This window comes from Burkholderia sp. PvR073 (genome assembly GCF_054055695.1).
Genome location: NZ_JBSRXO010000012.1, coordinates 140,271 through 165,172, shown reverse-complemented (window position 1 = coordinate 165,172; position 24,902 = coordinate 140,271). Strand labels below are relative to the sequence as shown.

The window sequence follows — 24,902 nt, the reverse complement described above, 5'->3', positions numbered from 1 at the left end:
GCACCCCAGCGGTGCGATAGAAGAGCTGGATCAAAACTTTGAATCAAGGAAACTGAAATGCGCCATCGTCATGGTCTGCGGAAACTGAACCGCACGAGCAGCCACCGTCTGGCTATGCTCCGTAACATGTCCAACTCGCTGATCGAGCACGAAGTCATCAAGACGACGCTGCCGAAGGCGAAGGAACTCCGTAAAGTCGTCGAGCCGCTGATCACGCTCGGCAAGAAGCCGTCGCTGGCAAACCGTCGCCTGGCGTTCAACCGCCTGCGCGATCGTGACTCGGTGGCGAAGCTGTTCGACGTGCTCGGTCCGCGTTTCGCGAACCGTCCGGGCGGCTACCTGCGCGTGCTGAAGTTCGGCTTCCGCGTCGGCGACAACGCACCGATGGCACTGGTCGAGCTGCTCGATCGTCCGGAAGTCGACGAAACGGAAGTCGTGCAAGAAGCTGAGTAAGCTTCCGGTACGCAGCAGTATCTGAAAGGGGCCGAGCAATTGCTTGGCCCTTTTTGTTTTTGGCGCCCCACGGGCTGCGATCGATTGTCGCAGGCCGGTGCCGGCAGCCTCGCGCGCGCTGCGCTACGATACGGGACTGTCGGCGCGGGTACTTGACGCGATCCGTGGCGGCGAAAGCCGGTAAACCAGTCGGGAGGGCGTATGGTGGTGGTGTTGATGCTGACGACGGTGCCGGATGCGGCAACGGCCGCGGCGCTCGCCGACGGTGCGCTCGACGCGCGGCTGGCTGCATGCGTGTCGGAGCTCGGTGCGATCAAGTCGCGCTATCACTGGCAGGGGAAGGTCGAAACGGCCGACGAGATCCAGTTGCTGTTCAAGACGAGCCCCGTGCGCTCGCTCGAACTGGAGCGATTTATTCTCGCGCATCATCGGTACGAGACGCCGGAAATCGTCTCGTGGCAGGCGACGGCCTCGGTCGAGTACGGCCAGTGGGTGACCAGCGAAACTCAACGTCTATTTCATGTTTAACGGTATGGCGCTCTCCGTGCGCATGCGCGCACCGCGGTTCTTCGCGATCCTGTTGTCGTTCATTTTCGCGCTGGGCGGCCTGTCGGTCGCGCGCGCGGCCGACGATTTTCTCGATCCGTCGGTGGCGTTCAAGTTCAGCGCGAGCGAATCGCCGGGGCAGGTGGACGTCCGCTTCAAGGTCGCCAACGGCTACTACCTGTACCGCGAGCGGTTCGCGTTCGCGGTGAAGAGCGGGCAGGCGACGCTCGGCGACCCGCAATTCCCGCCCGGACATGTGAAGTTCGACCAGACGTTCCAGAAGGAAGTCGAGACCTATCGCGACGAGGTCGTGATTCACGTGCCGGTCAAGCAGGCGACGGGTCCGTTCGAGCTCGCGGTGACGTCGCAGGGGTGTGCCGACGAAGGGATCTGCTATCCGCCTGCCGAGCATGTCGTGAAAGTCGACGGCGCGGCGCTGGGTGCGACCGCGCCGGCCGATGGCGCGACGGCTTCGGGCAGCTGGTTCGACAAGGTCACGAGCGCGGATTTCGCCCAGTCGCTGCTCGAGGGGCACGGCTTCTTCACGATCGTCGCGCTGTATTTCGTCGCGGGCGTCGTGCTGAGTCTGCTGCCTTGCTCGTATCCGATGATTCCGATCGTGTCCGCGATCATCATCGGTCAGGGCACGCGCGCGACGCATGCGCGCGGCTTTGCGCTGTCGCTCACCTACGTGGTCGGCATGGCGCTCGTTTATACGGTGCTCGGCATCGCTGCCGCGCTGGTCGGCCAGAGCCTCGGTGCGTGGCTGCAGAACCCCTGGGTGCTCGGCGCGTTCGGCGTGCTCCTCACCGCATTCGCGGTATCGCTGATTTCGGGCAAGGACATCGCGCTGCCCGAGCGCTGGCAGAACGGTGCTGCGGAAGCATCGAGCGCGCGCCAGGGCGGCCACTTCATCGCGGTCGCCGCGATGGGGGCGTTGTCGGCGCTGGTCGTCGGCGCATGCATGACGGCGCCGCTGTTCGCGGTGCTCGCGTTCATCGCGCATACCGGCAATGCGTTGCTCGGCGGCGCCGCGCTGTTCGCGATGGGGCTGGGGCTCGGCGTGCCGCTGCTCGTGGTCGGCGTCGGTGCGGGTACGGTGCTGCCGCGCGCGGGCGCATGGATGGACAGCGTCAAGGTGTTCTTCGGCATCGCGCTGCTCGCCGCCGCGCTGTGGATCGTGTGGCCGGTGCTCGCGGGCGGTCTGAAGATGGTCCTCGCCGCGTTGTGGCTGCTCGTCGCCGCCGCGGCGCTCGGCCTGTTCACGCCGCATGCCGGCGCCGCGTCGATCTGGCGCCGTCTCGGCCGCGGTCTCGGTGCGGCGCTTGCGATCTGGGCAGCGACGCTGCTCGTCGGTCTCGCGGCTGGTTCCAATGACCCGGTGAAGCCGCTGGCCGTCCTCGCGGCGCGCACGGTTGCGTCGGGCGATGCGCCGGCGGCCGCACAGCCGGGGCCGGCGTTCGCATCGGTGCGCTCCAGTGGCGAACTCGACACGCTGCTGAAGACCTCGGGCCGGCCCGTGATGCTCGATTTCTACGCCGACTGGTGCGTGAGCTGCAAGGAGATGGAGCATCTGACGTTCACGGATTCGCGTGTGCAGGCGCGGCTCGCGCAGCTTCACCTGGTGCGTGCGGACGTTACCGCGAACAATCCGGACGACCAGGCGCTGCTCAAGCGCTTCAACCTGTTCGGGCCGCCGGGCATCATCTTCTTCGATCGCAACGGCAATGAAATCGGCCGCGTGGTCGGCTATCAGGCGGCCGAGACATTCCTGCGCAGCCTCGATCGCGCAGCGGTACCGACGGTGTAACGCGCGCTCGTCGGCGGGCACGCGCGGCCTTTACGCCGACCGGACTGCAAATGAAAAACGGCGGGACACCGAAGTGTCCCGCCGTTTTTCCTTGTGCCTGCCGGCGCGCGGCTCAGCGCTGCGCTTTCAGCAGACGCGCGGCATCGAGCGCGAAGTACGTGAGCACGCCATCGGCGCCCGCGCGCTTGAACGCGAGCAGCGATTCGAGCACGACCTTGTCGTGGTCGAGCCAGCCGTTCATCGCGGCGGCCTTCAGCATCGCGTATTCACCGCTCACCTGGTACACGTAGGTCGGGAAGCGGAACTCGTCCTTCACGCGGCGCACGATGTCGAGATACGGCATGCCGGGCTTGATCATCACCATGTCGGCGCCTTCGTCGATGTCGAGGCGTACTTCGCGCAGCGCTTCGTCGCTGTTCGCAGGATCCATCTGGTAGGTCATCTTGTTGCCCTTGCCCAGGTTGGACGCCGAGCCGACCGCGTCGCGGAACGGGCCGTAGAACGCCGACGCGAACTTGGCCGAGTAGGCCATGATGCGCGTATGGACGTGGCCGTCGCTTTCCAGCATTTCGCGGACCGCGCCGATGCGGCCGTCCATCATGTCCGACGGCGCGACGATGTCGACCCCGGCTTCCGCCTGCGTGCGCGCCTGGTCGACCAGGATCTCGATCGTGTCGTCGTTGATCACGTAGCCGTTTTCGTCGAGCACGCCGTCCTGGCCGTGGCTCGTGTACGGATCGAGCGCGACGTCGGTCAGCACGCCGAGTTCGGGGAAGCGCTTCTTCAGCTCGCGCACCGCGCGCGGGATCAGACCTTCCGGATTGGCCGCTTCGCGGCCGTCGGGCGTTTTCAGCGACGGCTCGATGGCCGGGAACAGCGACAGTACGGGCACGCCGAGTTCGATGCACTGCTCGGCAACCTGCATCAGCAGATCGACCGACACGCGTTCGACGCCGGGCATCGACGGTACGGGCTGGCGTTCGTTGGTGCCTTCGACGACGAACACCGGATAGATCAGGTCGTCGGTGGTCAGGCGGTTTTCGCGCATCAGGCGCCGGGAGAAGTCGTCGCGGCGCATCCGGCGCGGACGATGAAGCGGATGGAAGCTCATGGCGATTTGGCAGAAATCAGGGCAAGAAGAACCTTACGGAACCCTTAGGTCATTTTCGAGATCGTTGGTATATGATAGCGATCGAGCGGCACGCGTTGCGTGCTGCTCCCCGCTTCTCCTCCCTGAGCGGGTGCCTGTCGTTTTTCGATTAGGCTGTTTGACCCGCCGTTCGACGGCGGGTTTTTTTATGAGCCGGCCGAATCCGCAGGTGCCGTCAGGTGCGCACAGCCAATCCTGGCCGCGCGTTGCCCGCTCATTGTGCTACAGGCTCGCTTTTTTCGTCGGCGACGGACGGCCGCAGCCAGCTCTCGATCAGTTCGTGCGCCTCATCGAGCCCGGTGCGCTTCAGCGCCGAGAACAGCTGGACGGTCAGCTTGCCCTTCACGCCCTGGTCGCGGTACGCGTCGAGTCCTTTTTGCGTGTTACGCAGCGCATTGATGCTTTCCTGGCGCGTCAATTTGTCGCACTTCGTCAGCAGCGTATGGATCGGCTTGCCGGTCGGCACGAACCACTCGATCATCCGCCGGTCGAGGTCGGTCAGCGGGCGGCGCGAATCCATCATCAGGATCAGGCCGCACAACTGCGAACGGGTCGCGAGGTACGACGACAGCAGCATTTCCCAGTGGGCCTTCGCGGCCCCCGGCACTTCCGCGTAGCCATAGCCGGGCAGGTCGACGAGGTTCGCGACGGGCTCGGCGGCCGGGCCGACGGAGAAGTAGTTGATGTGCTGCGTGCGGCCGGGCGTCTTCGACGCGAAGGCGAGCCGCTTCTGGTTGCACAGCACGTTGATCGCCGTCGATTTGCCGGCATTCGAGCGGCCCGCGAACGCGATTTCCGGCTGCACCGTCGGCGGCAGGTCGCGCAGATGATTGACGGTCGTATAGAAGCGGGCTTGATGGAGCAAAAAGGCCATGGGAAACCGGAGGGACGGGGCGGCGCGAGCCGCTGGGGTGGAGGCGGGGTAGCCCCGATAGGCGCGGGAGCTTTCAGCGCGATATTGTACAATACGCCGGTTTTGCCGAAGAGTTGCGGGCGCCTGCCTCGCGCTTTTATGCAGCTTCTGCGGTAGACTGGTCGACGTCGTTTTTTGCAGAACCTCAAATTCCCACAAGACGAAACAGGGTGTGCGAATGAATCGACTGTGCAAGTCTCTGATGGTGCTTCAGGTTGCAGCAGGGTTCGTAGGTTTCGTAGCGGAGGCAAACGCGGCGGATGCGGCAAAGCCGGATCTGGACCGCGGCAAGGCGATTGCCGGGCAGGTATGTGCGTCGTGTCACGGCGCCGACGGCAACAGCGCGTCGGGCAGTTTCCCGAAGCTCGCCGGCCAGCATCCCGAATATCTGGTCAAGCAGTTGAACGACTTCAAGACCCAGTCGGGCGCGAAGGGGCCGGCGCGGACCAATCCGGTGATGGTCGGGTTCGCGAGTGCGTTGAGTGCGGACGACATGCGCAACGTCGCCGCGTATTACGGCTCGCAGGCAACGAAGCTCGGCACCGCACGCGATGCGGCGACCGTGCCGATCGGCCAGAAGATCTATCGTGGCGGCATTGCGGAAAAGGGTGTCCCCGCCTGCGCGAGCTGTCACGGGCCGACGGGGCAGGGGCTGCCGGTCCAGTACCCGCGTCTGTCGGGGCAGTGGGCCGATTACACGGTTGCCCAGTTGACCGCGTTCCAGCAGGGTGCCGGCGCGCGCAACAACAACGAGGCGATGCATCAGATCGCATCGCGTCTGTCGGACAACGAGATCAAGGCCGTCGCGGATTACATCGCGGGCCTGCGTTGAACGGCCCGTCGCGAATGGAATGACCGGACGCCCGAAGGGCGGCCGGAGTCAGAACAAGAAAAGGGTGGGGCGCCGCGTGATCGCGGTGGCCTCGCCCTTTTTTATCGGCACTCGCCGGGCCGCCCAGGAGTGCTGACCGCCCCTTCCGGGGCAGCGAACAAAGTGAGCGTGGGGGCTGTTTCCCCCCAAAGTCGGAGTTTGAATGAGCGTTACCACGTCGGGGTTGCAGTCGAAGTCGGGTCAAAGTGTGTCCAGGCGCGCGGTCGAGCTAGTGAGCTCGATGCGCTTCGCGATCGCGCTGCTGGTGGTGTTGTCGATCGCGAGCATCATCGGCACGGTCCTGACCCAGGATGACCCGTATCCGAACTACGTGAACCAGTTCGGGCCTTTCTGGGCGGACATCTTCCGCTCGCTGGGCCTGTACAACGTGTACAGCGCGTGGTGGTTCATGCTGATCCTGATCTTCCTCGTCACGTCGATCTCGCTGTGCGTGATCCGCAACGCGCCGAAGATGCTCGCCGATGCGAAGAGCTGGAAGGACAAGGTCCGCGAAGGCAGCCTGCGCGCGTTCCATCACAAGGCCGAATACACGGCGTCCGGCACGCGTGCGACCGTTGCGGCCACGCTCGCCACGTTCGTCGCCAAGGCGGGCTACAAGCACGTCGTGCGCGAAACCGACGGCGCGACGCTGATCTCCGCGAAGCGCGGCGCGCTGACGAAGTGGGGCTACATCTCCGCGCACCTCGCGATCGTCGTGATCTGCATCGGCGGCCTGCTCGACAGCAACCTGCCGATCAAATTCCAGATGTGGATGTTCGGCAAGAGTCCGGTCAATACGAGCGCGACGATCAGCGAGATCTCGCCCGACCACCGGCTGTCCACGTCGAACCCGACGTTCCGCGGCTACGCATGGGTGCCGGAAGGCCAGTTCGTGTCGACCGCGATCCTGAACCAGCCGAGCGGCTCGCTGATCCAGGACCTGCCGTTCTCGATCCAGCTCAACAAGTTCATCGTCGACTACTACACGACGGGGATGCCGAAGCTGTTCGCGAGCGACATCGTCGTGATCGATCGCGAGACGGGCCAGAAGATCCCGGCGCGCGTCGAGGTCAACAAGCCGTTCACGTACAAGGGCGTGTCGATCTACCAGTCGAGCTTCCAGGACGGCGGCTCGCAGATGCAGATGAGGGCCTACCCGATGACGGGCGACAACGCGAAGTCCTTCGCGGTAAAGGGCACGATCGGCAGTACGGCGCCGCTGCAGATGCCGGGCAGCGACGGCGACACGATCGAGTTCTCGGACTTCCGTGCGATCAACGTCGAAAACATGACCGACGCGAACGGCAAGCCTGACGTGCGCGGCGTCGCGAAGACGGAATCGCTGAAGGAGGTGTTCGACGAGCGGCTCGGCTCGGGCGCGAAGACGTCGAAGCCGGTGCAGCTCCACAACATCGGCCCGTCGGTGCAATACAAGATTCGCGGCAAGGACGGCCAGGCGCGCGAATTCAACAACTACATGCTGCCCGTCGACATGGGCGGCACGCGCGTGTTCCTCGCCGGCGTGCGCGCGAGCCCGAACGATCCGTTCCGCTACATGCGGATTCCGGCCGACAGCCAGGATTCGATCGGCGAATGGATGCGCCTGCGCGCCGCGCTCGAGGATCCGGCCGTGCGTGCCGACGCCGCCGCGCGTTTCGCGCAGCGTTCACTGCCGACGACCGAAGCGTCGCTGCGCGGCCGCCTGCAGGACAGTGCATTCAAGGTGCTGACCCTCTTCGCGGCGAGCGACGACAGCGTCGGTCGCGGCGCCGACGGCCAGCCGATCGGCGGCTTCCAGGCGGTGGCGACGTTCATCGACCGCTCGGTGCCGAAGGCCGAGCAGGAAAAGGCAGCGAGCCTGCTGCTGCGCATGCTCGAGGGCTCGATGTGGGAGGTCTGGCAGATCGCGCGCGAGCGCGCCGGCGAGCCGGCCGCCCAGCAGGGCACCGACACGATCCGCTTCGTCCAGAACGCGATCAATGCGCTATCGGACAGCTTTTTGTATGGATCGCCGGTCTATTTACAGCTGGATTCCTTCAAGCAGGTGCAAGCTTCGGTATTTCAGTTGACGCGCGCACCTGGCAAGAATCTGGTGTATCTTGGCAGCCTGCTGTTGGTCGCCGGCATCTTCTCGATGTTCTACGTGCGTGAGCGGCGCCTCTGGTTCTGGCTCAAGGATGCCGGTTCGGGCGTCGATGTGGTGATGGCGATGTCCACGGCCCGCAAGACCTTCGATTTCGAGAAAGAATTCGTGCAGACGCGCGACGCGGCCGGCGCCGCCTTGCGCGCCGCACCGCGCGACGCCGCGCCCGCAGGCGCGGCAGCGACTGCCCGTCCGCCCGCCGGCGGCGGTTCCGATTCCGATTCCGAGAATTCCACCCGGTAACATCATGGATCTCACTCAAGTTTCCTCTTCCCGTTCGGGGCCGGTCCAGGCCTCGAATCCGGCGCCGTTGTTCGACGACCGTCCGTTCCTCGCGCGCCTGTCGGTCATCGACTGGTTGTTCGCCCTGGCACTCGTGGTCGGCGCGGGCTATGCGTTCGTGCACTACAACGAACACATGAATTACTACGACAAGGCGGTGATGATCGGCACGGTGCCGGCGCTTGTCGTACTCGGCTGGCGCTGGAAGCCTGCTCGGCTGATGATGGCGTCGATCGCGGTGCTGTCGCTGCTGTCGATCCAGATCTACCAGGGCGATCTCGCCCGCGCCGATTCGGCGTTCTTCCTCAAGTACTTCCTGTCGAGCCAGTCCGCGATCCTGTGGATGAGCGCGCTGTTCGTGCTCGCGACGATCTTCTACTGGATCGGCTTGCTCGCACGCTCGGAGTCGGGTTCCGCGATCGGCCAGAAGCTTACGTGGGTCGCCGTGCTGATGGGCTTCACCGGCCTGATGGTGCGCTGGTACGAGTCCTACCTGATCGGTGTCGACGTCGGGCATATCCCCGTATCGAACCTGTATGAAGTGTTCGTGCTGTTCAGCCTGATCACCGCCCTGCTTTATCTCTATTACGAAGGCCACTACGGCACGCGCGCACTCGGCGCATTCGTGCTGCTGGTCATCAGCGCAGCCGTCGGCTTCCTGATGTGGTACTCGGTCGCGCGCGATGCGCAGCAGATCCAGCCGCTCGTGCCGGCGCTGCAGAGCTGGTGGATGAAGATCCATGTGCCGGCGAACTTCATCGGCTACGGCAGCTTCGCGCTGTCGGCGATGGTGTCGGTCGCGTACCTGATGAAGGAGCGCGGCGTGCTCGCCGATCGCCTGCCGACGCTCGAGGTGCTCGACGACGTGATGTACAAGTCGATCGCGGTCGGCTTCGCGTTCTTCACGATCGCGACGATCCTCGGCGCGCTCTGGGCCGCCGAAGCATGGGGCGGCTACTGGAGCTGGGACCCGAAGGAAACCTGGGCGCTGATCGTGTGGCTCAACTACGCGGCCTGGCTGCACATGCGCCTGATGAAGGGCCTGCGCGGCGCGGTCGCCGCCTGGTGGGCGCTGACCGGCCTGCTCGTGACGACGTTCGCGTTCCTCGGCGTCAACATGTTCCTGTCCGGGCTGCACAGCTACGGCAAGCTGTAAGATTTCCGACGCTGGTCCGACAAAAGACCGCCGGCGCACTGCGTGCCCGGCGGTTTTCTTTTGTAATGGGCGGGTGGCCCGGTTGTCGAACGGCGCATGATCGGCCGGGTCGAACGCTGATGAAGCGTGCGCGCCGCGCATGCAGGAGGAGCAGCACGATGTGGATCAAAACCCCTTTGCGCACCGTACTGACCGGCGGTGATATCGCGCAGAGCCAGATTACGCCGCGCGCGGTGTTCGAGAACCGGCGGCTTGTATTGCAGGCCGCCGGCCTGGCGGCGGCGGGCGGATTGCTGGGCGGCAGCGGCTCGGCGTTCGCCGCGTATGCGTCACCCGACGCGCGGGCCGCGAAGCTCGCGGCGCAAACCAACCCGAAGTTCGTCGCGGCCGACAAGGTGACGCCGTTCAAGGACATCACGTCCTACAACAACTACTACGAATTCGGCACCGACAAGGGCGACCCGGCGCAGAACGCGGGCACGTTGCGGCCACGCCCGTGGCGCGTGAGCGTCGAGGGCGAGGTGCTGCACCCGAAGGTGTTCGATCTCGACGAACTGTTGAAGCTCGCGCCGCTCGAGGAGCGCGTGTACCGGCTGCGTTGCGTCGAGGGCTGGTCGATGGTGATTCCGTGGATCGGCGTGCCGCTGTCCGAGCTGATCAAGCGCGTGCAGCCGACCGGCAACGCGAAATACGTGCAGTTCATCACGCTGGCCGATCCGTCCCAGATGCCGGGGTTGTCGACGCCGGTGCTCGACTGGCCGTACTCGGAAGGGCTGCGGATGGACGAGGCGATGAATCCGCTGACGCTGCTGACGATGGGCGTCTACGGCCAGGTGCTGCCGAACCAGAACGGCGCGCCGGTGCGCATCGTCGTGCCGTGGAAGTACGGCTTCAAGAGCGCGAAGTCGCTCGTGAAGATCCGCTTCGTCGACAAGCAGCCGAAGACGAGCTGGAACACGTATGCGTCGAACGAATATGGTTTTTATTCGAACGTGAACCCGAACGTGGATCACCCGCGCTGGAGCCAGGCAACCGAGCGCCGGATCGGCGAGGACGGCTTCTTCACGCCGAAGCGCAAGACGCTGATGTTCAACGGCTACGGCGATCTCGTCGCGTCGATGTATCGGGGCATGGATCTGAAAAAGAATTTCTGAGCGCGACGGTGAGAAACGACATGCCTCCTTCGACACTGGAGCCCGTGCGCGCGTCCGGCACGCGCACGTCCGCCGCGGGTGCTTCCCGGGCCGGCGCCGCGCGTACTACGTCGCCGCGCTGGCTCGTGCCCGCCAAGGTGCTGGTTTTCGCGGCCGGCCTCTATCCGCTCGCGCGACTCGTGCTGTTCGGGCTGACCGACCGGCTCGGTGCGAACCCGATCGAATTCATCACGCGTTCGACGGGCCTCTGGACGCTGGTCATACTCTGCGTCACGCTTGCCATCACGCCGCTTCGGCACGTGACGAGCGTTCCCGCGTTGCTGCGTTTTCGCCGGATGATCGGCCTGTTCGCGTTCTTTTATGCGACGCTGCACTTCACGACGTACCTGTGGTTCGACAAGTGGTTCGACGTGCTCGCGATCCTGAAGGATGTCGGCAAGCGTCCGTTCATCACGGTCGGCTTCGCTGCGTTCGTGCTGCTGATTCCGCTGGCCGCGACATCGCCGCGTGGGATGGCGCGCCGGCTCGGCCGTCACTGGGCCACGCTGCATCGCGCGATCTATGCGATCGCGCTGTTCGGCGTGCTGCATTTCTGGTGGATGCGGGCCGGCAAGCACAATCTCGCGCAGCCGAAGCTCTATGCGACGATCGTCGCGGTGCTGCTCGGCTGGCGGCTGCTTGCATGGGGCTGGCGGCGCGTCCGTACGTGACGTGGCGGGCCCGAAAAAACAAAAGGCGATGACGGGAAGTCATCGCCTTGGGGCGCGAGAGAAACCGCCGCGGCGGCGGCGTGCGACTACTGCGCGGAGGCCGGGCCTGATGCCGGCGTGGCGGGCTTCGACGCATCGCTCGACAGCTCGGGCGACAGCGTGAGTGGCGTGCCGGAAGAATCGGGAATACTGTCGGAGGACGCGTTTTCATCGGTCGGCTTGACGTCCGACGGCGGCGTGTCCTGCTGCTGGATGGGCTTCGCCGGCAACGGGGGCACGGTAGGCAGATAGAGCGGACCGCGTTGACCGCAGCCGGCAAGAATCGCCAAAGCCGCTACAATCGCGCTCATCCGGAAAACGACTCGCATGATCGTCCCTGAGCAATTATTTAACCGATAGAGTTTAGCATGTCCGATACTGAATACCTGGCCCGTGCCGAGGCTGTGCTGGCATCCGTCGAACGTACCGTGGACGCCGCAAACGACGGCGATCACGACATCGATCTGGAGCGCAACGGCAGCGTGTTGACGCTCACGTTCGAGAACGGCTCGAAGATCATCATCAACCTGCAGCCGCCGATGAAGGAGCTGTGGATCGCCGCGAAGGCGGGCGGATTCCATTACCGTATCGTGGACGGCGAATGGCGCGATACGCGCACCGGCACCGAGTTCTTCTCGGCGCTCACCGACTACGCGACGCAGCAGGCCGGCCTGCCGATCACGTTCCACGCGTAACGACGCTCGCTCGCCCGTCGGGCGCCGATACGTCGGATCGACGCACAAAGAAAAAGCGCCCCGCGGGGCGCTTTTTTCATGCCCGGGCCGTTCGTCAGTGGCCGCGGAACAGGTTCATGATGTCCTGCTTTTCCTGCTCGTCGACGTGCGGCACCGCTTCCTCGGTGTCCTGCACCGCCGGCGCCTGCGGCACGCCGACCGTCGACACGAAGCCGTGCCCCGGCGTGAACTCGCTGAAGTACAGCTCGCCGCCGAGCGACTGGACGTCGTCCGGCATCGTCGGCTTGAACTCCGGCACGCCCTTCAACGCCGCACCCATGTATTCGATCCAGACCGGCAGCGACAGGCCGCCGCCGGTTTCGCGATCGCCGAGGCTGCGCGGGTTGTCGTAGCCGATCCATGCGATCGCCGCGAGCGTGTGCTGGTAGCCGGCGAACCACGCGTCGTGCGAGTCGTTCGTCGTACCGGTCTTGCCCGCGAGGTCGGTGCGCTTCAGTACATTGGTACGTGCGCCCGTGCCGCGCTGCGCGACGCTCTGCAGCAGGCTGTTCGTCACGTACGCGTTGCGGGCGTCGATCGCGCGCGGCGCATTCTGCTCGGCGATGAGCGGCTGTGCGCGTGCGACGATCGCGCCGTTCGGATCGGTCACTTCGGCGATCAGATACGGGTTCACGCGGAAGCCGCCGTTCGCGAACACCGAGTACGCGCCGGCCATCTGCAACGCCGTGACCTGGCCCGCACCGAGCGCCATCGGCAGGTAGGCCGGATGGCGCTCGGCGTCGAAGCCGAAGCGCGTGATGTACTGCTGTGCGTATTTCGTGCCGATGTGGTTCAGGATCCGGATCGACACGAGGTTGCGCGAGCGCTGCAGCGCAGTGCGCATCGACATCGGACCTTCGAAGCCGCCGCCGTAGTTCTTCGGTTCCCACGGCTGGCCGCCGGTTTCCGCGGCGCTGAAATACAGCGGGCCGTCGTTGATCACCGTGGCCGGCCCGAGGCCCTTGTCGAGCGACGCCGAGTAGATGAACGGCTTGAACGACGAACCCGGTTGCCGCCACGCCTGCGTGACGTGGTTGAACTTGTTCTTGTTGTAGTCGAAGCCGCCGACGAGCGAGCGGATCGCGCCGTCTTGCGGGACGATCGAGATGAACGCGCCTTCGACCTGCGGCAACTGCGTGATCGACCACTTGCCGGCGTCGTTCTTCACGACCCGGACGATCGCGCCCGGGCGGATGCGGCGGTTCGGCTGCGCGTTGGCCGACAGCGCGCCCGACGCGAAGCGCAGGTTGTCGCCTTCGATCGTCGCGGTGCTGCCGTCGATGAAGGCCACCGTGATCTGGCGCGGGGTGGCCGCGGTGACGACCGCCGCGATCAGTTCGCCGTTGTCGGGATGTTCGAGCAACGCGTCGTCGATCGCCTGTTCGCGGTCGTCGGCGCCGGCCGGCAGCTCGATGAAGCCTTCCGGCCCGCGATAGCCGTGGCGGCGCTCGTAATCCATGATGCCCTTGCGCAGCGCGGTGTACGCGACCTGCTGGTCGGCGGAATCGATCGTCGTGACGACGTTGAAGCCGCGCGTGTAGGTTTCCTCGCGGTACTGCGCATACATCATCTGCCGGACCATTTCCGCGACGTACTCGGCGTGCACGCTGAACTCGCGGCCCGCGCCCTTGACGACCAGCGGCTGCGCGGCAGCCTCGTCGTACTGCTCGCGCGTGATGAAGTTCAGCTCGAGCATCCGCTGCAGGATGTATTCCTGGCGGACCTTCGCGCGCTTCGGGTTGACGACCGGGTTATACGCGGACGGCGCTTTCGGCAGCCCCGCGAGCATCGCCGCTTCCGCGAGCGTGACGTCCTTCAGATCCTTGCCGAAATACACGCGCGCGGCGCTCGCGAAGCCGTACGCACGCTGGCCGAGATAGATCTGATTCATGTAGACCTCGAGAATCTGATCCTTCGTCAGCGCGCGCTCGATGCGGTACGCGAGCAGCATCTCGTAGATCTTGCGCGTGTAGGTCTTTTCACTCGACAGGAAGAAGTTGCGCGCGACCTGCATCGTGATCGTGCTCGCGCCCTGCGACGCATGGCCGTTCGTCAGCGCGACGAAGCCGGCGCGGGCGATGCCGGTGAGGTCGACGCCGCCGTGATCGTAGAAGCGCGCGTCCTCGATCGCGAGGATCGCCTTCTTGAGCGAGTCGGGCACGTCCTTGAAATGGACGATGTCGCGGCGTTCCTCGCCGAATTCGCCGATCAGCACGTGATCGGACGTGTAGATGCGCAGCGGAACCTTCGGACGATAGTCGGTCAGCGCGTCGAGCGACGGCATGTTCGGCCACGCGACGACGAGCGCGTAGCCGAGCACGAGGCCGCCGGCCACGACGAGGGCCACGCACATCGCGGCGATGCCGATCAGGGCTTTCTGCCACCAGGGCCGTTTCTTCGGCTCGGGTGCGGGAGGCGGGGACGTAGGAGACGTGGATTGCATAGGCATACCGGAAAACAGTCCCGCGATTATAGCTGCCCGGTAAGACCGGTCCTGACGCGACGGGTGGCCGCCGGAAAGCGGCGGATCGCGGTGCCGCCAGCATAACGTCCGCGCGGCCGCCGCGCGCCATGCCTGGCCATCCGGCCGACTGTCGGGCGCACGCGCCACTTTGCAGAATCAGGCATCGGAAACGCGGCGTGGGCCGCACGATCGCGGGAGGCTGGGATGACAGCACGATGGGCGGCGCGGTTCGCGCCGGGCAGGCACCGTTCGACGGGCATCGACGTCGGGGCGGACGAGGTGAGGGTGGCCGTGCTGAGCCGGCGCGGCCGGGGCACGGATGTGCGGGTCGAAGGGCTCGACCGTGAGCCGGTGGGGCTGGCGGACGGGCCGGAGGATGCGCGCTGGGCCGCGGTCGCGCGGGCGTTGGCGGCCGCCGTGGCGCGGCTGTCGGCGGCAGGCGTGCGCTGCGACGCGCATGGCGTGATGGCACTGCGCGACGACGAGATGCGCACGGCAACGCTCGACCTGGCCGGGCGCGAGGACGTCGCCCACGCCGCCCGGCAGGCGGCCGAACGTATCTCGGGGCTGGCGCCGGACAGTTTCGCATTCGACTGGCGGCAGGAAGGCGGCGCGTGTTCGGGCGAGATCGCGGTCGCCGTGGCGCCGCAGGCCTTGCTCGAGCGGCGGATCGACGTGGCCGCGCAGGCCGGCATCGACCTGACGGCCGTCGACGACGAGTCGGCCGCCGCGCTGCGCGCATTGCGCCATGCCGCGCAGTTCGAGCTCGACGCGCACGGCCCGTACGCCGCGTTCTGGTTCAGCGACACGGGCGTGCGCGGCTGGCGGGTCGACGGCCCGGTCGCCGCACCTATGCTCGCGGTATCCGGCGACGTGCAGGCGGCGCTTCCCGACGCATTGCGCCAGTGCGTATTCGAGCCGGTGCGCTGCGTGCTCGTGGCCGGTGACGCGCGCTGCATCGCCCGCTGCGGTACGTCGGTCGCCGACATCGGCGATGCACTCGGCGTGGCGGCGGTGCCGTTCGACTGCATGGGATGGAACGGGCTGCCGGGCGAGCCCGGCGGTATGCCGGACGGTCCGGCATTTGCCGTCGCGGTCGGGCTGGCGCTGCGCGGGGTGTGGGAATGATGGTCGATACGGGGTTCGGGAGGACTATCGTCGGCCACGCCGCGCTCGGCGGCTTCAATCTGCTGCCGTACCGGGAGCGGCTGGCGCAGGCGTTGCGGCGGCGTCGTGTCACGCAGTGCGGGGCAGCGATCGTGCTCGGCGTATTCGGGGCCTGCGCCTGGACGGGCGCGCAGACAGTGTGGAGATGGCGCGTGGATGCCGAGCGTGCGCGTGTGCAGGCGCAACTGCGGCAATGGCAGCCACAGGTCGCGGCCGCCAGGCGCGCCGCCGGCGCGGCCGCCGACCTCGCGCAACGCGATGCGCGATCGGTCGTGCTTGCCGCGCCTTACCGGCACGCCACCGGGCTGCTCGCGACGCTGGCGCAGGTGCGCGACGACACCGTCCGGCTCGACGCATTGCGCACGACGTCGTCCGGCGCCGTGCTCGACGCGCGCGCGACGAGTTACCGGGCGGCCGCGCGGTGGCTCGCGCGGATCGCGGCCGAGCAGCGCGATTGGCGATTCGATATCGGGATGCTGACACCGGCTTCGGCCACGCCGGTCACGGCGTCAGCCGCGCCGTTCCGGTTTTCCGTCCAGGTGCGCTGGCACGACGCGTCGCCGCAAGGCGCAGCGGGAGGCGGCGCATGACGGTGATCGTGCATAGGTCCGTGCCGGGCGTTGCCGGGTCGCTCGGCCGCGTGACGCGGGTATCGCCGGCCACCGCACACGCCGTCGGCTGCGTGGTGGCATTCGTGTCCGTGCTGGTGGGCGGCATTCATCTGACGGATGCCGGCGACTTGAGCGGGCTCGCGCGCAGTCGTGCGTTGCTGGCAACGGCACAGGTGCGTGCCGCCGACACACAGCGGACGCTCGCCGCCGCGCAGCGGCGCGACCCGGACCCGGCTGCCGGGCGCAGTGTGAGCTCGACGCGTGCGCCGGCGTGGCCCGCGCTGATGCTGGAGCTGGCCGACCTGGCCGGAGCGAGCGGACTGCGGATCGTGTCGATCGAACCGCAGCGCGCGGACGATGCGGCACCGGATGGCCGACGCACGGTGCGGATCGTCGCGGACGGCGGTTTTCCGGCGCTGCTGCGGCTGATGGGTGGGCTGGCGGGTTTGCCCGCGCTGGTGGTGCCGTCGGTCCTGCATATCGAGCGAAAACCGCCCACAGCGCGGGTGGACATGACGATCGACGTGTTTCCGGCGCTGCCGGGAGTCCGTTTCCCGGGTGGCACGGTGCCCATGCTCGCCGGTGCGCCAGGTGACGATCCGTTCGGCGGCGCGGGTTCGCTCACGGTAGCCGACGATGCGGTGCCGCGTCTGGCCGGCACGATTCGCGACGCGCGCGCCGGGCTCGCGTTGTTCGACGCCGGTGACGGCGGATTCGCGACCGTCGCGCGGGGCGAAGCGCTTGGGGCCGGGCGTGTGATGCGCGTCGATGCCGGTGCCGTGACGCTTGCGACGGCTGATGGCGCGCGCCGGTTCGTCATGGACGACGGAGGTCGTCCATGACGAAATACGGATGGTGGGCAATCGCATTCCAGGTCGGATCATGCGTGGCCACGGCACACGCGGCGCTACCGCCTTTGCCTCCCTTGCCCCCTTTGCCGCCGGCCGGATGGTCGATCGCATCGATGCAGGCGCCCGTTGACGACACACCGCTGCCGCAGGGCGCGCTCGATGGCGCGGACGGTGTGAACGGTGTGAACGGTGCCGTATCCGCACAGGACGGCGCACGGCCGTTCGATCAGGCCGCACGTGCAGCGGTTCGGGCGGGCACGACCGCGCCGGTGCCGCTGCTGGAAGGGCCGCCGATTCCGTTGCCGCCGCCGAGCCGCATGAGCGACGCCGCGGCGCGGCACCCCGGCGATGCGGACGACGCGCGGCGGATCTCGCTGAATCTGCAAGGCGCTGGGCTCGCGGCCGCGTTCGATGCGCTCGCGCGATTCACCGGGCTCAACATCATCGTCGGCGAACAGGTGCGCGGCACCGTGACGTTACGTCTGAACAATGTCCGCTGGCGCGATGCGTTCGATACGTTGCTCGACACGCACGGGCTGGCCATGTCGCGGCGCGGCAACGTGATCTGGGTCACGCCGGCGGCCGAACTCGCCGCGCGGGAGCGCGAGCGCTTCGAAACGCACGCCCGCGCGGCCGAGCTGGAGCCGCTCGCGAGCCGGACTTTCGCGCTGCATTACCCGCGCGCGCTGGACGTGCAGCGGCTGCTGGCCGGTGCGACCGGCCAGCGCCTGCTGTCGAAACGCGGTGCCGCGGCGGCCGATCCCCGCACGAACCTGCTGTTCGTCACCGATCTTGCGCCGCGCATCGCGCAGATCGCGGGCCTGATCGATGCGATCGACCGGCCGTCGCGACAGGTGCGGATCGAGGCGCGCATCGTCGAAGGCGAACAGGGCTTCTCGCGCAACCTCGGCGCTCGCGTCGCGTTGCGCGCGCAGGGACGGGCGCCCGCGGCCGACGGCGCGGCATCCGCGGCCGACACGCGCAACGCGCTCGATCTCGTCGCGCGGCCGCTCGGCGGATTCGAGGCGGCGACGGCCGGCTTCACGTTGTTCGCCGCGCCGCTCAGCCGCGTGCTCGACGTCGAGCTGAGCGCGCTCGAGGCGCAGGGGCGGGGCCAGATCGTCTCCAGCCCGCGCGTGGTCACGGCCGACCGCGTGAAGGCGATCGTCGAGCAGGGCTCGGAGCTGCCGTACCAGGCCAAGGTCGGCAACGGCGTGAGCGGCGTGCAGTTCCGCCGCGCGACGCTGAAGCTCGAGGTCGAGCCGCAGATCACGCCCGACGGCCGCGTCGTGCTCGACCTCGACGTGACGAAGGACAGCATCGGCGAGCCGACCGCGGCCGGCCCGGCGATTCATACGAAACACGTCCAGACGCGCGTGGAGGTCGAAAACGGCGGGACGGTCGCGATCGGCGGGATTTACGAGCAGTTGAACCGGGATGATGTGACGCGGGTGCCGCTCTTGGGCAAAATACCGGTTCTGGGCGCGCTTTTCCGGCACCGCGCGCGGCGCGACCAGCGCAGCGAACTGGTCGTCTTCATCACGCCGACGGTCGTCGGCACGCAATGCGAGACGGCCGGCGCGGGCGACGCGGAGGCGGGAAAAAGGGGGCCGGAAGCCGGTGGCGCAGGCTCGACAAGGCAGCCGCTTTGCCAGTAAGCTGCGCCACACACCAGCAAGATTCAAGCAGAGGAAGCCGTTGCAAGCGCGGGACCCACACGCAAACGTATTTTTCGTCGGCCTTATGGGAGCGGGTAAGACCACCGTGGGCCGTGCGGTCGCGCGCCGGCTCGACAGGACGTTCTTCGACTCCGACCACGAAATCGAGGCCCGCACGGGTGCGCGCATTCCGGTGATCTTCGAGATGGAGGGCGAGGCCGGCTTTCGCGACCGCGAATCGCAGGTGATCGCCGATCTCACGCAGCGCGAGAACATCGTGCTCGCGACGGGCGGCGGCGCGGTGCTGCGCGCCGAAAATCGCGATTGCCTGAAAAGCAGCGGCATCGTCATCTATCTGCGCGCCAATCCGCACGATCTGTGGCTGCGCACGCGCAAGGACAAGAACCGCCCGCTGTTGCAGACCGGCGACCCGAAGGCGCGTCTCGAAGCGCTCTACGAAGTGCGCGACCCGCTCTACCGCGAATGCGCGGACTTCATCATCGAGACCGGCCGTCCGTCGGTCAACGGCCTCGTCAACATGGTGCTGATGCAACTCGAACTGGCAGGCGTCATCGCCAAGCCGCTACAAGCATGATTACCGTCAACGTCGATCTGGGCGAGCGCGCCTACCCGATTCACATTGGTGCCGGCCTGATCGGCCGCACCGACCTGTTCGCCCCTCATATCACCGGTTCGTCGGTCACGATCGTCACGAACACGACGGTCGATCCGCTCTACGGCGACGCGCTGCGCGCGGCGCTCGCGCCGCTCGGCAAGCGCGTATCGACGGTCGTGCTGCCGGACGGCGAGGCGTACAAGAACTGGGAAACGCTGAACCTGATCTTCGACGGCCTGCTGACCGAGCGCGCCGACCGCAAGACGACGCTCGTCGCACTCGGCGGCGGCGTGATCGGCGACATGACCGGCTTCGCCGCCGCGTGCTACATGCGCGGCGTGCCGTTCATCCAGGTGCCGACGACGCTGCTGTCGCAGGTCGATTCGTCGGTCGGCGGCAAGACCGGCATCAACCATCCGCTCGGCAAGAACATGATCGGCGCGTTCTACCAGCCGCAGGCGGTGATCGCCGATATCGGCGCGCTGACCACGCTGCCCGATCGCGAGCTGGCGGCCGGCGTGGCCGAGGTCATCAAGACGGGCGCGATCGCCGATGCGGAATTCTTCGACTGGATCGAGGCGAACGTCGACGCGCTGAACCGCCGCGAGCCGGCCGCGCTCGCGCATGCAGTGAAGCGCTCGTGCGAGATCAAGGCGAGCGTGGTCGCGGCCGACGAACGCGAAGGCGGCCTGCGCGCGATCCTGAACTTCGGCCATACGTTCGGCCATGCGATCGAGGCCGGGCTCGGCTATGGCGAATGGCTGCACGGCGAAGCGGTCGGCTGCGGAATGGTGATGGCGGCCGACCTGTCGGTGCGGCTCGGCCTCTTCGACGAAGCGTCGCGGCAGCGGCTCGATGCAGTGATTGCCGCCGCGCACTTGCCGGTCCGCGGGCCGGCACTCGGCGATGCGCGCTACATGGACCTGATGCGTGTCGACAAGAAGGCCGAAGCCGGCGCGATCAAGTTCATCCTGCTGAAGCGATTCGGCGATACGCTGATCACCCAGGCGCCCGACGAAGCGGTGTTCGCTACACTGGCGCAGACGACCCGGTAACGGCGCCCCGGATGCCCCGGCGCCACTGACATGGAGGAGACGTGAGCGAGACATCCAGCAGCAAACTGCCCGAGGCCGGCCGCGCATCCGTCGCGACGCTGGTCGAGCCGCCGACGCTGGCGGCGCTGGAAGCCCATCTCGCTCCGTATGCCGCCCACGCGTCGCAGTCGCGCGGCCGCCGCCATCCGGAAACGCCGCCGGCGGCGCGCACCGAATTCCAGCGCGACCGCGACCGCATCGTTCATTCGACCGCGTTTCGCCGGCTCGAATACAAGACGCAGGTCTTCGTCAATCACGAAGGCGACCTGTTCCGCACCCGCCTCACGCACAGCCTCGAAGTCGCGCAGATCGCGCGTTCGGTCGCGCGCAACCTGCGCCTGAACGAGGATCTCGTCGAAGCGATCTCGCTTGCGCACGATCTCGGCCATACGCCGTTCGGCCATGCCGGGCAGGACGCGCTGAATGCGTGCATGCGCGAGCACGGCGGCTTCGAGCACAACCTGCAGAGCCTGGCCGTCGTCGACGAGCTCGAGGAGCATTACGGCGCGTTCAACGGCCTGAACCTGTGCTTCGAGACGCGCGAAGGCATTCTCAAGCACTGCTCGCGCGAGAATGCGCGCAAGCTCGGCGCGCTCGGCGAACGTTTCCTGCAAGGGCGCCAGCCGTCGCTGGAGGCGCAACTCGCGAACATCGCGGACGAAATCGCATACAACAACCATGACGTCGACGACGGCCTGCGCTCGGGCCTGATCACGATCGAGCAGCTCGCCGAAGTCGAGCTCTGGCAGCGCCACTACGAGGCTGCGCTTGCGGAATTCCCGCATCTCGAAGGCCGCCGCCTCGTGCACGAGACGGTGCGCCGCATCATCAACACGCTGATCGTCGACCTGATCGACGAGACCACACGCAATCTCATGCGCGTCGCGCCCGCGTCGCTCGACGACGTGCGCGCGGCGCCGCCGCTCGTCGCGCACAGCGAAGCGGTCGCCGCGCAGGCGGCCGCCCTCAAGCGTTTCCTGTTCAAGAACCTGTACCGCCACTACAAGGTGATGCGCATGGCCAACAAGGCGCAGCGTGTCGTCACCGGGCTGTTCGACGCGTTCATCGACGATCCGCGCCTGCTGCCGCCGCCGTACCAGTCGGATGACGAAGCGCAGCAGCCGCGCCTCGTCGCGCACTACATCGCCGGCATGACCGACCGCTTCGCGCTGAAGGAATACCAGCGCCTGTTCGTCGTCAACGACAACTGACTGTCACAAACGATCACTAGACTTCGCCGGTTCAATGGCGACGGGAATGTTGCACACGCTGTTGGTAACGTTTTCATAGGAGAGGTCGATGAAGAAGAAGCCTGCGGGGACCATGGTTCGCTCGATCGCGCTTGGCGGCGCGCTGATGTTCGGTGTGCAGCATGCGGCGTTCGCCGCGACGGAAATCCAGTTCTGGCATGCGATGGAGTCGGCGCTCGGCGAGCGCGTGAACGAGCTCGCCGCGCAGTTCAACGCATCGCAGAGCGACTACAAGATCGTGCCGGTCTTCAAGGGCACCTACGACCAGGCGCTCGCGGCGGGCATCGCCGCCTATCGCAGCGGCAACGCGCCGGCGATCCTCCAGGTCTATGAAGTCGGCACCGCGACGATGATGCAGGCGAAGAAGGCTGTCGTGCCCGTCTACGACGTGTTCAAGCAGGCCGGCGTGCCGCTCGACGAAAAGGCGTTCGTGCCGACCATCGCGAGCTACTACAGCGATGCGAAGACGGGCCATCTCGTGTCGATGCCGTTCAACAGCTCGACGCCGGTGCTGTACTACAACAAGGACGCGTTCAAGAAGGCCGGGCTCGATCCGAACCAGCCGCCGAAGACGTGGGCGGACGTGCAGGCCGATGCGGAGAAGCTGCGCAAGTCCGGAATGGCCTGCGGCTTCACGACCGGCTGGCAGGGCTGGATCCAGCTCGAGAACTACAGCGTGTGGCACGCGCTGCCGTTCGCGAGCCGCAACAATGGCTTCGACGGCACCGACGCGGTGCTCGAGTTCAACAAGCCGCAGCAGATCGCCCACATCGCGTTCCTGCAGCAGATGCAGAAGGACGGCACGTTCACGTACGCGGGCCGCAAGGACGAAGCGTCCGCGAAGTTCTACAGCGGCGACTGCGGGATCCTGACGACGTCGTCGGGGGCGCTCGCGAACGTGCAGAAATTCGCGAAGTTCAGCTACGGCACGGGCATGATGCCGTACGACGCGAACGTGAAGGGCGCGCCGCAGAACGCGATCATCGGCGGCGCGAGCCTGTGGGTGCTGGCCGGCAAGGATCCGGCGACCTACAAGGGCGTCGCGAAATTCCTCGCGTTCCTGGCCTCGCCGCCGATCGCCGCGAAGTGGCACCAGGAAACGGGCTATCTGCCGGTCACGACGGCCGCGTACGACCTCACGCGCCAGCAGGGCTTCTATGCGAAGAACCCGAGCGCGGAAACCGCGATCAAGCAGATGATGAACAAGCCGCCGCTGCCCTACACGAAGGGGCTGCGTCTCGGCAACATGCCGCAGATCCGCACGGTCGTCGACGAAGAGCTGGAGCAGGTCTGGGGGCAGAAGAAGTCGCCGAAGGACGCGCTCGACTCGGCCGCCTCGCGCGGCGACGAGCTGCTGCGCCGCTTCGAGAAGTCGGGCGGCTGAGCCCGCATCGCGTCCGTGCCGCCGGCCGCCGCCTCGCGCATGCGCGCGGGCCGGCGGCGCGGTTCCCTTTCCGTTTCGCCTGACCGGATGCCCGCGATGCAATCCCGTTCCCGTTTCGGCGCGAGCCTGCTGCCGTACCTGCTGATCGCGCCGCAGCTCGCGATCACCGCCGTGTTCTTCCTGTGGCCGGCCGGCGTCGCGCTGTGGCAGTCGACGCAGATGCAGGATGCGTTCGGCACGTCGAGCGAATTCGTCGGCTTCGCGAACTTCACGCACCTGTTCGCCGATCCGCTGTACCTCGACTCGTTCCGCACGACACTGGTGTTCAGCTCGCTCGTCACGGTCAGCGGGCTCGTCGTGTCGCTGCTGCTCGCCGCGTGCGCCGACCGCGTGATCCGCGGCGCGCGTGTGTACCGCACGCTGCTGATCTGGCCGTACGCGGTCGCACCGACGATCGCCGCCGTGCTGTGGGCGTTCCTGTTCAACCCGAGCATCGGCCTCGTCACCTATGCGCTCGCAAAGTGCGGCATTGTCTGGGATCACGCGCTGAACGGCGGCCAGGCGATGTTCCTCGTCGTGCTCGCGTCGGTGTGGAAGCAGGTGAGCTACAACTTCCTGTTCTTCTATGCGGGGCTGCAGGCGATTCCGCGCTCGCTGATCGAGGCGGCGGCGATCGACGGCGCCGGGCCGGTGCGGCGGTTCTTCAACATCGTGCTGCCGCTGCTGTCGCCGACGAGCTTCTTCCTGCTGGTCGTGAACCTCGTCTACGCGTTCTTCGACACGTTCCCGGTGATCGACGCGGCCACCGCGGGCGGTCCCGCGCAAAGCACCAAGACGCTGATCTACAAGATCTTCACGGAAGGCTTCCAGGGGCTCGACATCGGCAGTTCGGGCGCGCAGTCGGTCGTGCTGATGATCATCGTCGTCGGGCTCACGGTGATCCAGTTCCGCTTCGTCGAACGCAGGGTGCAATACGCATGATCGAAAATCGCAAGGGTTTCGACCTGTTCTGCCACGCGGTGCTGGTCGCGGGCGTCGTGGCGATCGTGTTCCCCGTCTACGTCGCATTCTGCGCGGCGACGATGAACGCGCAGGAGGTGTTCACGATCCCGCTGTCGCTGGTGCCGAGCACGCACCTGCTGGAGAACATCGCGTACATCTGGGGGCACGGCAGCGGCGGCACGACGGCGCCGTTCGGCCGGCTGCTCGTCAACAGCTTCGTGATGGCGCTCGGGATCGCGGTCGGCAAGATCGCGGTGTCGATCCTGTCCGCGTACGCGATCGTCTATTTCCGCTTCCCGTTCCGCAACACGGCGTTCTGGCTGATCTTCATCACGCTGATGCTGCCGGTCGAGGTGCGGATCTTCCCGACCGTGCAGGTGGTGTCGACGCTGCACCTGACGAACGCCTACGCGGGGCTCACGCTGCCGCTGATCGCGTCGGCGACGGCGACCTTCCTGTTCCGCCAGTTCTTCATGACGCTGCCCGACGAGCTGATGGACGCCGCGCGCATCGACGGCGCAGGGCCGATGCGCTTCTTCTGGGACGTCGTGCTGCCGCTGTCGAAGACGAGCATCGCGGCGCTGTTCGTGATCACCTTCATCTACGGCTGGAACCAGTATCTGTGGCCGATCCTGATCACGACGGAGGCGTCGCTGTCGACGGCGGTGGTGGGCATCAAGACGATGATCGCGAGCGGCGACGCCGCGACCGAATGGCAATACGTGATGGCGGCGACGCTGCTGGCGATGATTCCGCCGCTCGTCGTCGTGCTGGCGATGCAGCGCTGGTTCGTGCGCGGCCTCGTCGATTCCGAGAAATGAACACGGACGGCAACCGGGAGAAG

Annotated in this window: 23 protein-coding genes; 19 read left to right on the top strand and 4 right to left on the bottom strand. The window is 66.7% G+C overall.

Annotated features, from left to right (window positions below; genetic code table 11):
- Nucleotides 1-57 precede the first annotated feature (57 nt).
- The 3 genes from rplQ (at nucleotide 58) to dsbD (ending at nucleotide 2,809) form a co-directional block, all read left to right on the top strand.
- The gene (gene rplQ / locus ACVK00_RS28755) at nucleotides 58-453 is read left to right on the top strand and encodes a 50S ribosomal protein L17 (protein ID WP_166722470.1); all 396 of its coding nucleotides are present in this window, start codon (nucleotides 58-60) and stop codon (nucleotides 451-453) included.
- A 201-nt stretch (nucleotides 454-654) separates the two neighbouring features.
- On the top strand, nucleotides 655-981 hold the full coding sequence (cutA, locus tag ACVK00_RS28750; RefSeq protein ID WP_354122897.1) for a divalent-cation tolerance protein CutA: 327 nt from the start codon (nucleotides 655-657) through the stop codon (nucleotides 979-981).
- A complete protein-coding gene (gene dsbD / locus ACVK00_RS28745) occupies nucleotides 974-2,809 on the top strand; it encodes a protein-disulfide reductase DsbD (protein WP_284888467.1) in 1,836 nt (611 codons plus the stop codon). Before cutA ends, dsbD begins: the two co-directional genes overlap by 8 nt.
- Before the next feature lie 112 nt (nucleotides 2,810-2,921).
- On the opposite strand, the gene hemB is transcribed toward dsbD, so the two are convergent.
- The gene (gene hemB, locus ACVK00_RS28740; RefSeq protein WP_284888468.1) at nucleotides 2,922-3,920 is read right to left on the bottom strand and encodes a porphobilinogen synthase; all 999 of its coding nucleotides are present in this window, start codon (nucleotides 3,918-3,920) and stop codon (nucleotides 2,922-2,924) included.
- 253 nt (nucleotides 3,921-4,173) lie between these two features.
- Nucleotides 4,174-4,833, bottom strand: a complete 660-nt coding sequence (gene yihA / locus ACVK00_RS28735; RefSeq protein WP_006752938.1) for a ribosome biogenesis GTP-binding protein YihA/YsxC — start codon at nucleotides 4,831-4,833, stop codon at nucleotides 4,174-4,176.
- Nucleotides 4,834-5,050: 217 nt separating this feature from the next.
- Here yihA and ACVK00_RS28730 point away from each other — a divergent pair, with 217 nt between their 5' ends.
- The 5 genes from ACVK00_RS28730 to msrQ all read left to right on the top strand — a co-directional run bounded on the left by ACVK00_RS28730 (nucleotide 5,051) and on the right by msrQ (nucleotide 11,188).
- Entirely contained in the window at nucleotides 5,051-5,704 is a 654-nt protein-coding gene (locus ACVK00_RS28730) for a c-type cytochrome (RefSeq protein WP_006758792.1), read from the top strand.
- Nucleotides 5,705-5,906: 202 nt separating this feature from the next.
- Entirely contained in the window at nucleotides 5,907-8,129 is a 2,223-nt protein-coding gene (locus ACVK00_RS28725; protein WP_284888469.1) for a cytochrome c biogenesis protein ResB, read from the top strand.
- Between the two features lie 4 nt (nucleotides 8,130-8,133).
- On the top strand, nucleotides 8,134-9,324 hold the full coding sequence (gene ccsB, locus ACVK00_RS28720) for a c-type cytochrome biogenesis protein CcsB (RefSeq protein WP_228906563.1): 1,191 nt from the start codon (nucleotides 8,134-8,136) through the stop codon (nucleotides 9,322-9,324).
- A gap of 158 nt (nucleotides 9,325-9,482) precedes the next feature.
- Nucleotides 9,483-10,478 carry a protein-methionine-sulfoxide reductase catalytic subunit MsrP gene (gene msrP / locus ACVK00_RS28715; protein ID WP_284888470.1) on the top strand — a complete coding sequence of 332 codons (996 nt, stop codon included), beginning with the start codon at nucleotides 9,483-9,485 and terminating at the stop codon, nucleotides 10,476-10,478.
- Nucleotides 10,479-10,498: 20 nt separating this feature from the next.
- Complete coding sequence (msrQ, locus tag ACVK00_RS28710) at nucleotides 10,499-11,188, top strand: protein-methionine-sulfoxide reductase heme-binding subunit MsrQ (protein WP_284888471.1); 690 nt, start codon at nucleotides 10,499-10,501, stop codon at nucleotides 11,186-11,188.
- A gap of 86 nt (nucleotides 11,189-11,274) precedes the next feature.
- Here msrQ and lptM read toward each other — a convergent pair whose 3' ends face one another.
- Complete coding sequence (gene lptM, locus ACVK00_RS28705; RefSeq protein ID WP_228906569.1) at nucleotides 11,275-11,556, bottom strand: LPS translocon maturation chaperone LptM; 282 nt, start codon at nucleotides 11,554-11,556, stop codon at nucleotides 11,275-11,277.
- A gap of 39 nt (nucleotides 11,557-11,595) precedes the next feature.
- Between lptM and cyaY the strand changes: the two genes are divergently transcribed.
- A complete protein-coding gene (gene cyaY / locus ACVK00_RS28700; protein WP_284888472.1) occupies nucleotides 11,596-11,922 on the top strand; it encodes an iron donor protein CyaY in 327 nt (108 codons plus the stop codon).
- Between the two features lie 94 nt (nucleotides 11,923-12,016).
- On the opposite strand, the gene ACVK00_RS28695 is transcribed toward cyaY, so the two are convergent.
- Nucleotides 12,017-14,404: a PBP1A family penicillin-binding protein gene (locus ACVK00_RS28695; protein WP_435521214.1), complete on the bottom strand. Its 2,388-nt coding sequence runs from the start codon at nucleotides 14,402-14,404 to the stop codon at nucleotides 12,017-12,019.
- Between the two features lie 225 nt (nucleotides 14,405-14,629).
- Here ACVK00_RS28695 and ACVK00_RS28690 point away from each other — a divergent pair, with 225 nt between their 5' ends.
- The 10 genes from ACVK00_RS28690 to ugpE all read left to right on the top strand — a co-directional run bounded on the left by ACVK00_RS28690 (nucleotide 14,630) and on the right by ugpE (nucleotide 24,879).
- Complete coding sequence (locus tag ACVK00_RS28690) at nucleotides 14,630-15,553, top strand: competence protein ComA (RefSeq protein WP_284888474.1); 924 nt, start codon at nucleotides 14,630-14,632, stop codon at nucleotides 15,551-15,553.
- The gene (locus ACVK00_RS28685) at nucleotides 15,550-16,182 is read left to right on the top strand and encodes a fimbrial protein (RefSeq protein WP_284888475.1); all 633 of its coding nucleotides are present in this window, start codon (nucleotides 15,550-15,552) and stop codon (nucleotides 16,180-16,182) included. Before ACVK00_RS28690 ends, ACVK00_RS28685 begins: the two co-directional genes overlap by 4 nt.
- On the top strand, nucleotides 16,179-17,045 hold the full coding sequence (locus tag ACVK00_RS28680) for a pilus assembly protein (protein ID WP_284888476.1): 867 nt from the start codon (nucleotides 16,179-16,181) through the stop codon (nucleotides 17,043-17,045). The genes ACVK00_RS28685 and ACVK00_RS28680 overlap by 4 nt, the downstream gene beginning before the upstream one ends.
- Nucleotides 17,042-18,712, top strand: a complete 1,671-nt coding sequence (locus ACVK00_RS28675; protein WP_354122898.1) for a type IV pilus secretin PilQ — start codon at nucleotides 17,042-17,044, stop codon at nucleotides 18,710-18,712. Before ACVK00_RS28680 ends, ACVK00_RS28675 begins: the two co-directional genes overlap by 4 nt.
- A 40-nt stretch (nucleotides 18,713-18,752) precedes the next feature.
- Entirely contained in the window at nucleotides 18,753-19,307 is a 555-nt protein-coding gene (locus ACVK00_RS28670; protein ID WP_126228774.1) for a shikimate kinase, read from the top strand.
- Complete coding sequence (gene aroB, locus ACVK00_RS28665; RefSeq protein WP_175661884.1) at nucleotides 19,304-20,383, top strand: 3-dehydroquinate synthase; 1,080 nt, start codon at nucleotides 19,304-19,306, stop codon at nucleotides 20,381-20,383. Before ACVK00_RS28670 ends, aroB begins: the two co-directional genes overlap by 4 nt.
- Before the next feature lie 65 nt (nucleotides 20,384-20,448).
- Entirely contained in the window at nucleotides 20,449-21,633 is a 1,185-nt protein-coding gene (locus ACVK00_RS28660) for a deoxyguanosinetriphosphate triphosphohydrolase (RefSeq protein ID WP_228907594.1), read from the top strand.
- A gap of 88 nt (nucleotides 21,634-21,721) precedes the next feature.
- Nucleotides 21,722-23,056, top strand: a complete 1,335-nt coding sequence (ugpB, locus tag ACVK00_RS28655) for a sn-glycerol-3-phosphate ABC transporter substrate-binding protein UgpB (RefSeq protein ID WP_166722455.1) — start codon at nucleotides 21,722-21,724, stop codon at nucleotides 23,054-23,056.
- A 96-nt stretch (nucleotides 23,057-23,152) separates the two neighbouring features.
- Nucleotides 23,153-24,037 (top strand): sn-glycerol-3-phosphate ABC transporter permease UgpA, encoded by an 885-nt coding sequence (ugpA, locus tag ACVK00_RS28650; RefSeq protein ID WP_228906580.1) that lies wholly within the window; start codon nucleotides 23,153-23,155, stop codon nucleotides 24,035-24,037.
- Nucleotides 24,034-24,879, top strand: a complete 846-nt coding sequence (gene ugpE, locus ACVK00_RS28645; protein ID WP_228906582.1) for a sn-glycerol-3-phosphate ABC transporter permease UgpE — start codon at nucleotides 24,034-24,036, stop codon at nucleotides 24,877-24,879. Before ugpA ends, ugpE begins: the two co-directional genes overlap by 4 nt.
- Nucleotides 24,880-24,902: the final 23 nt, after the last annotated feature.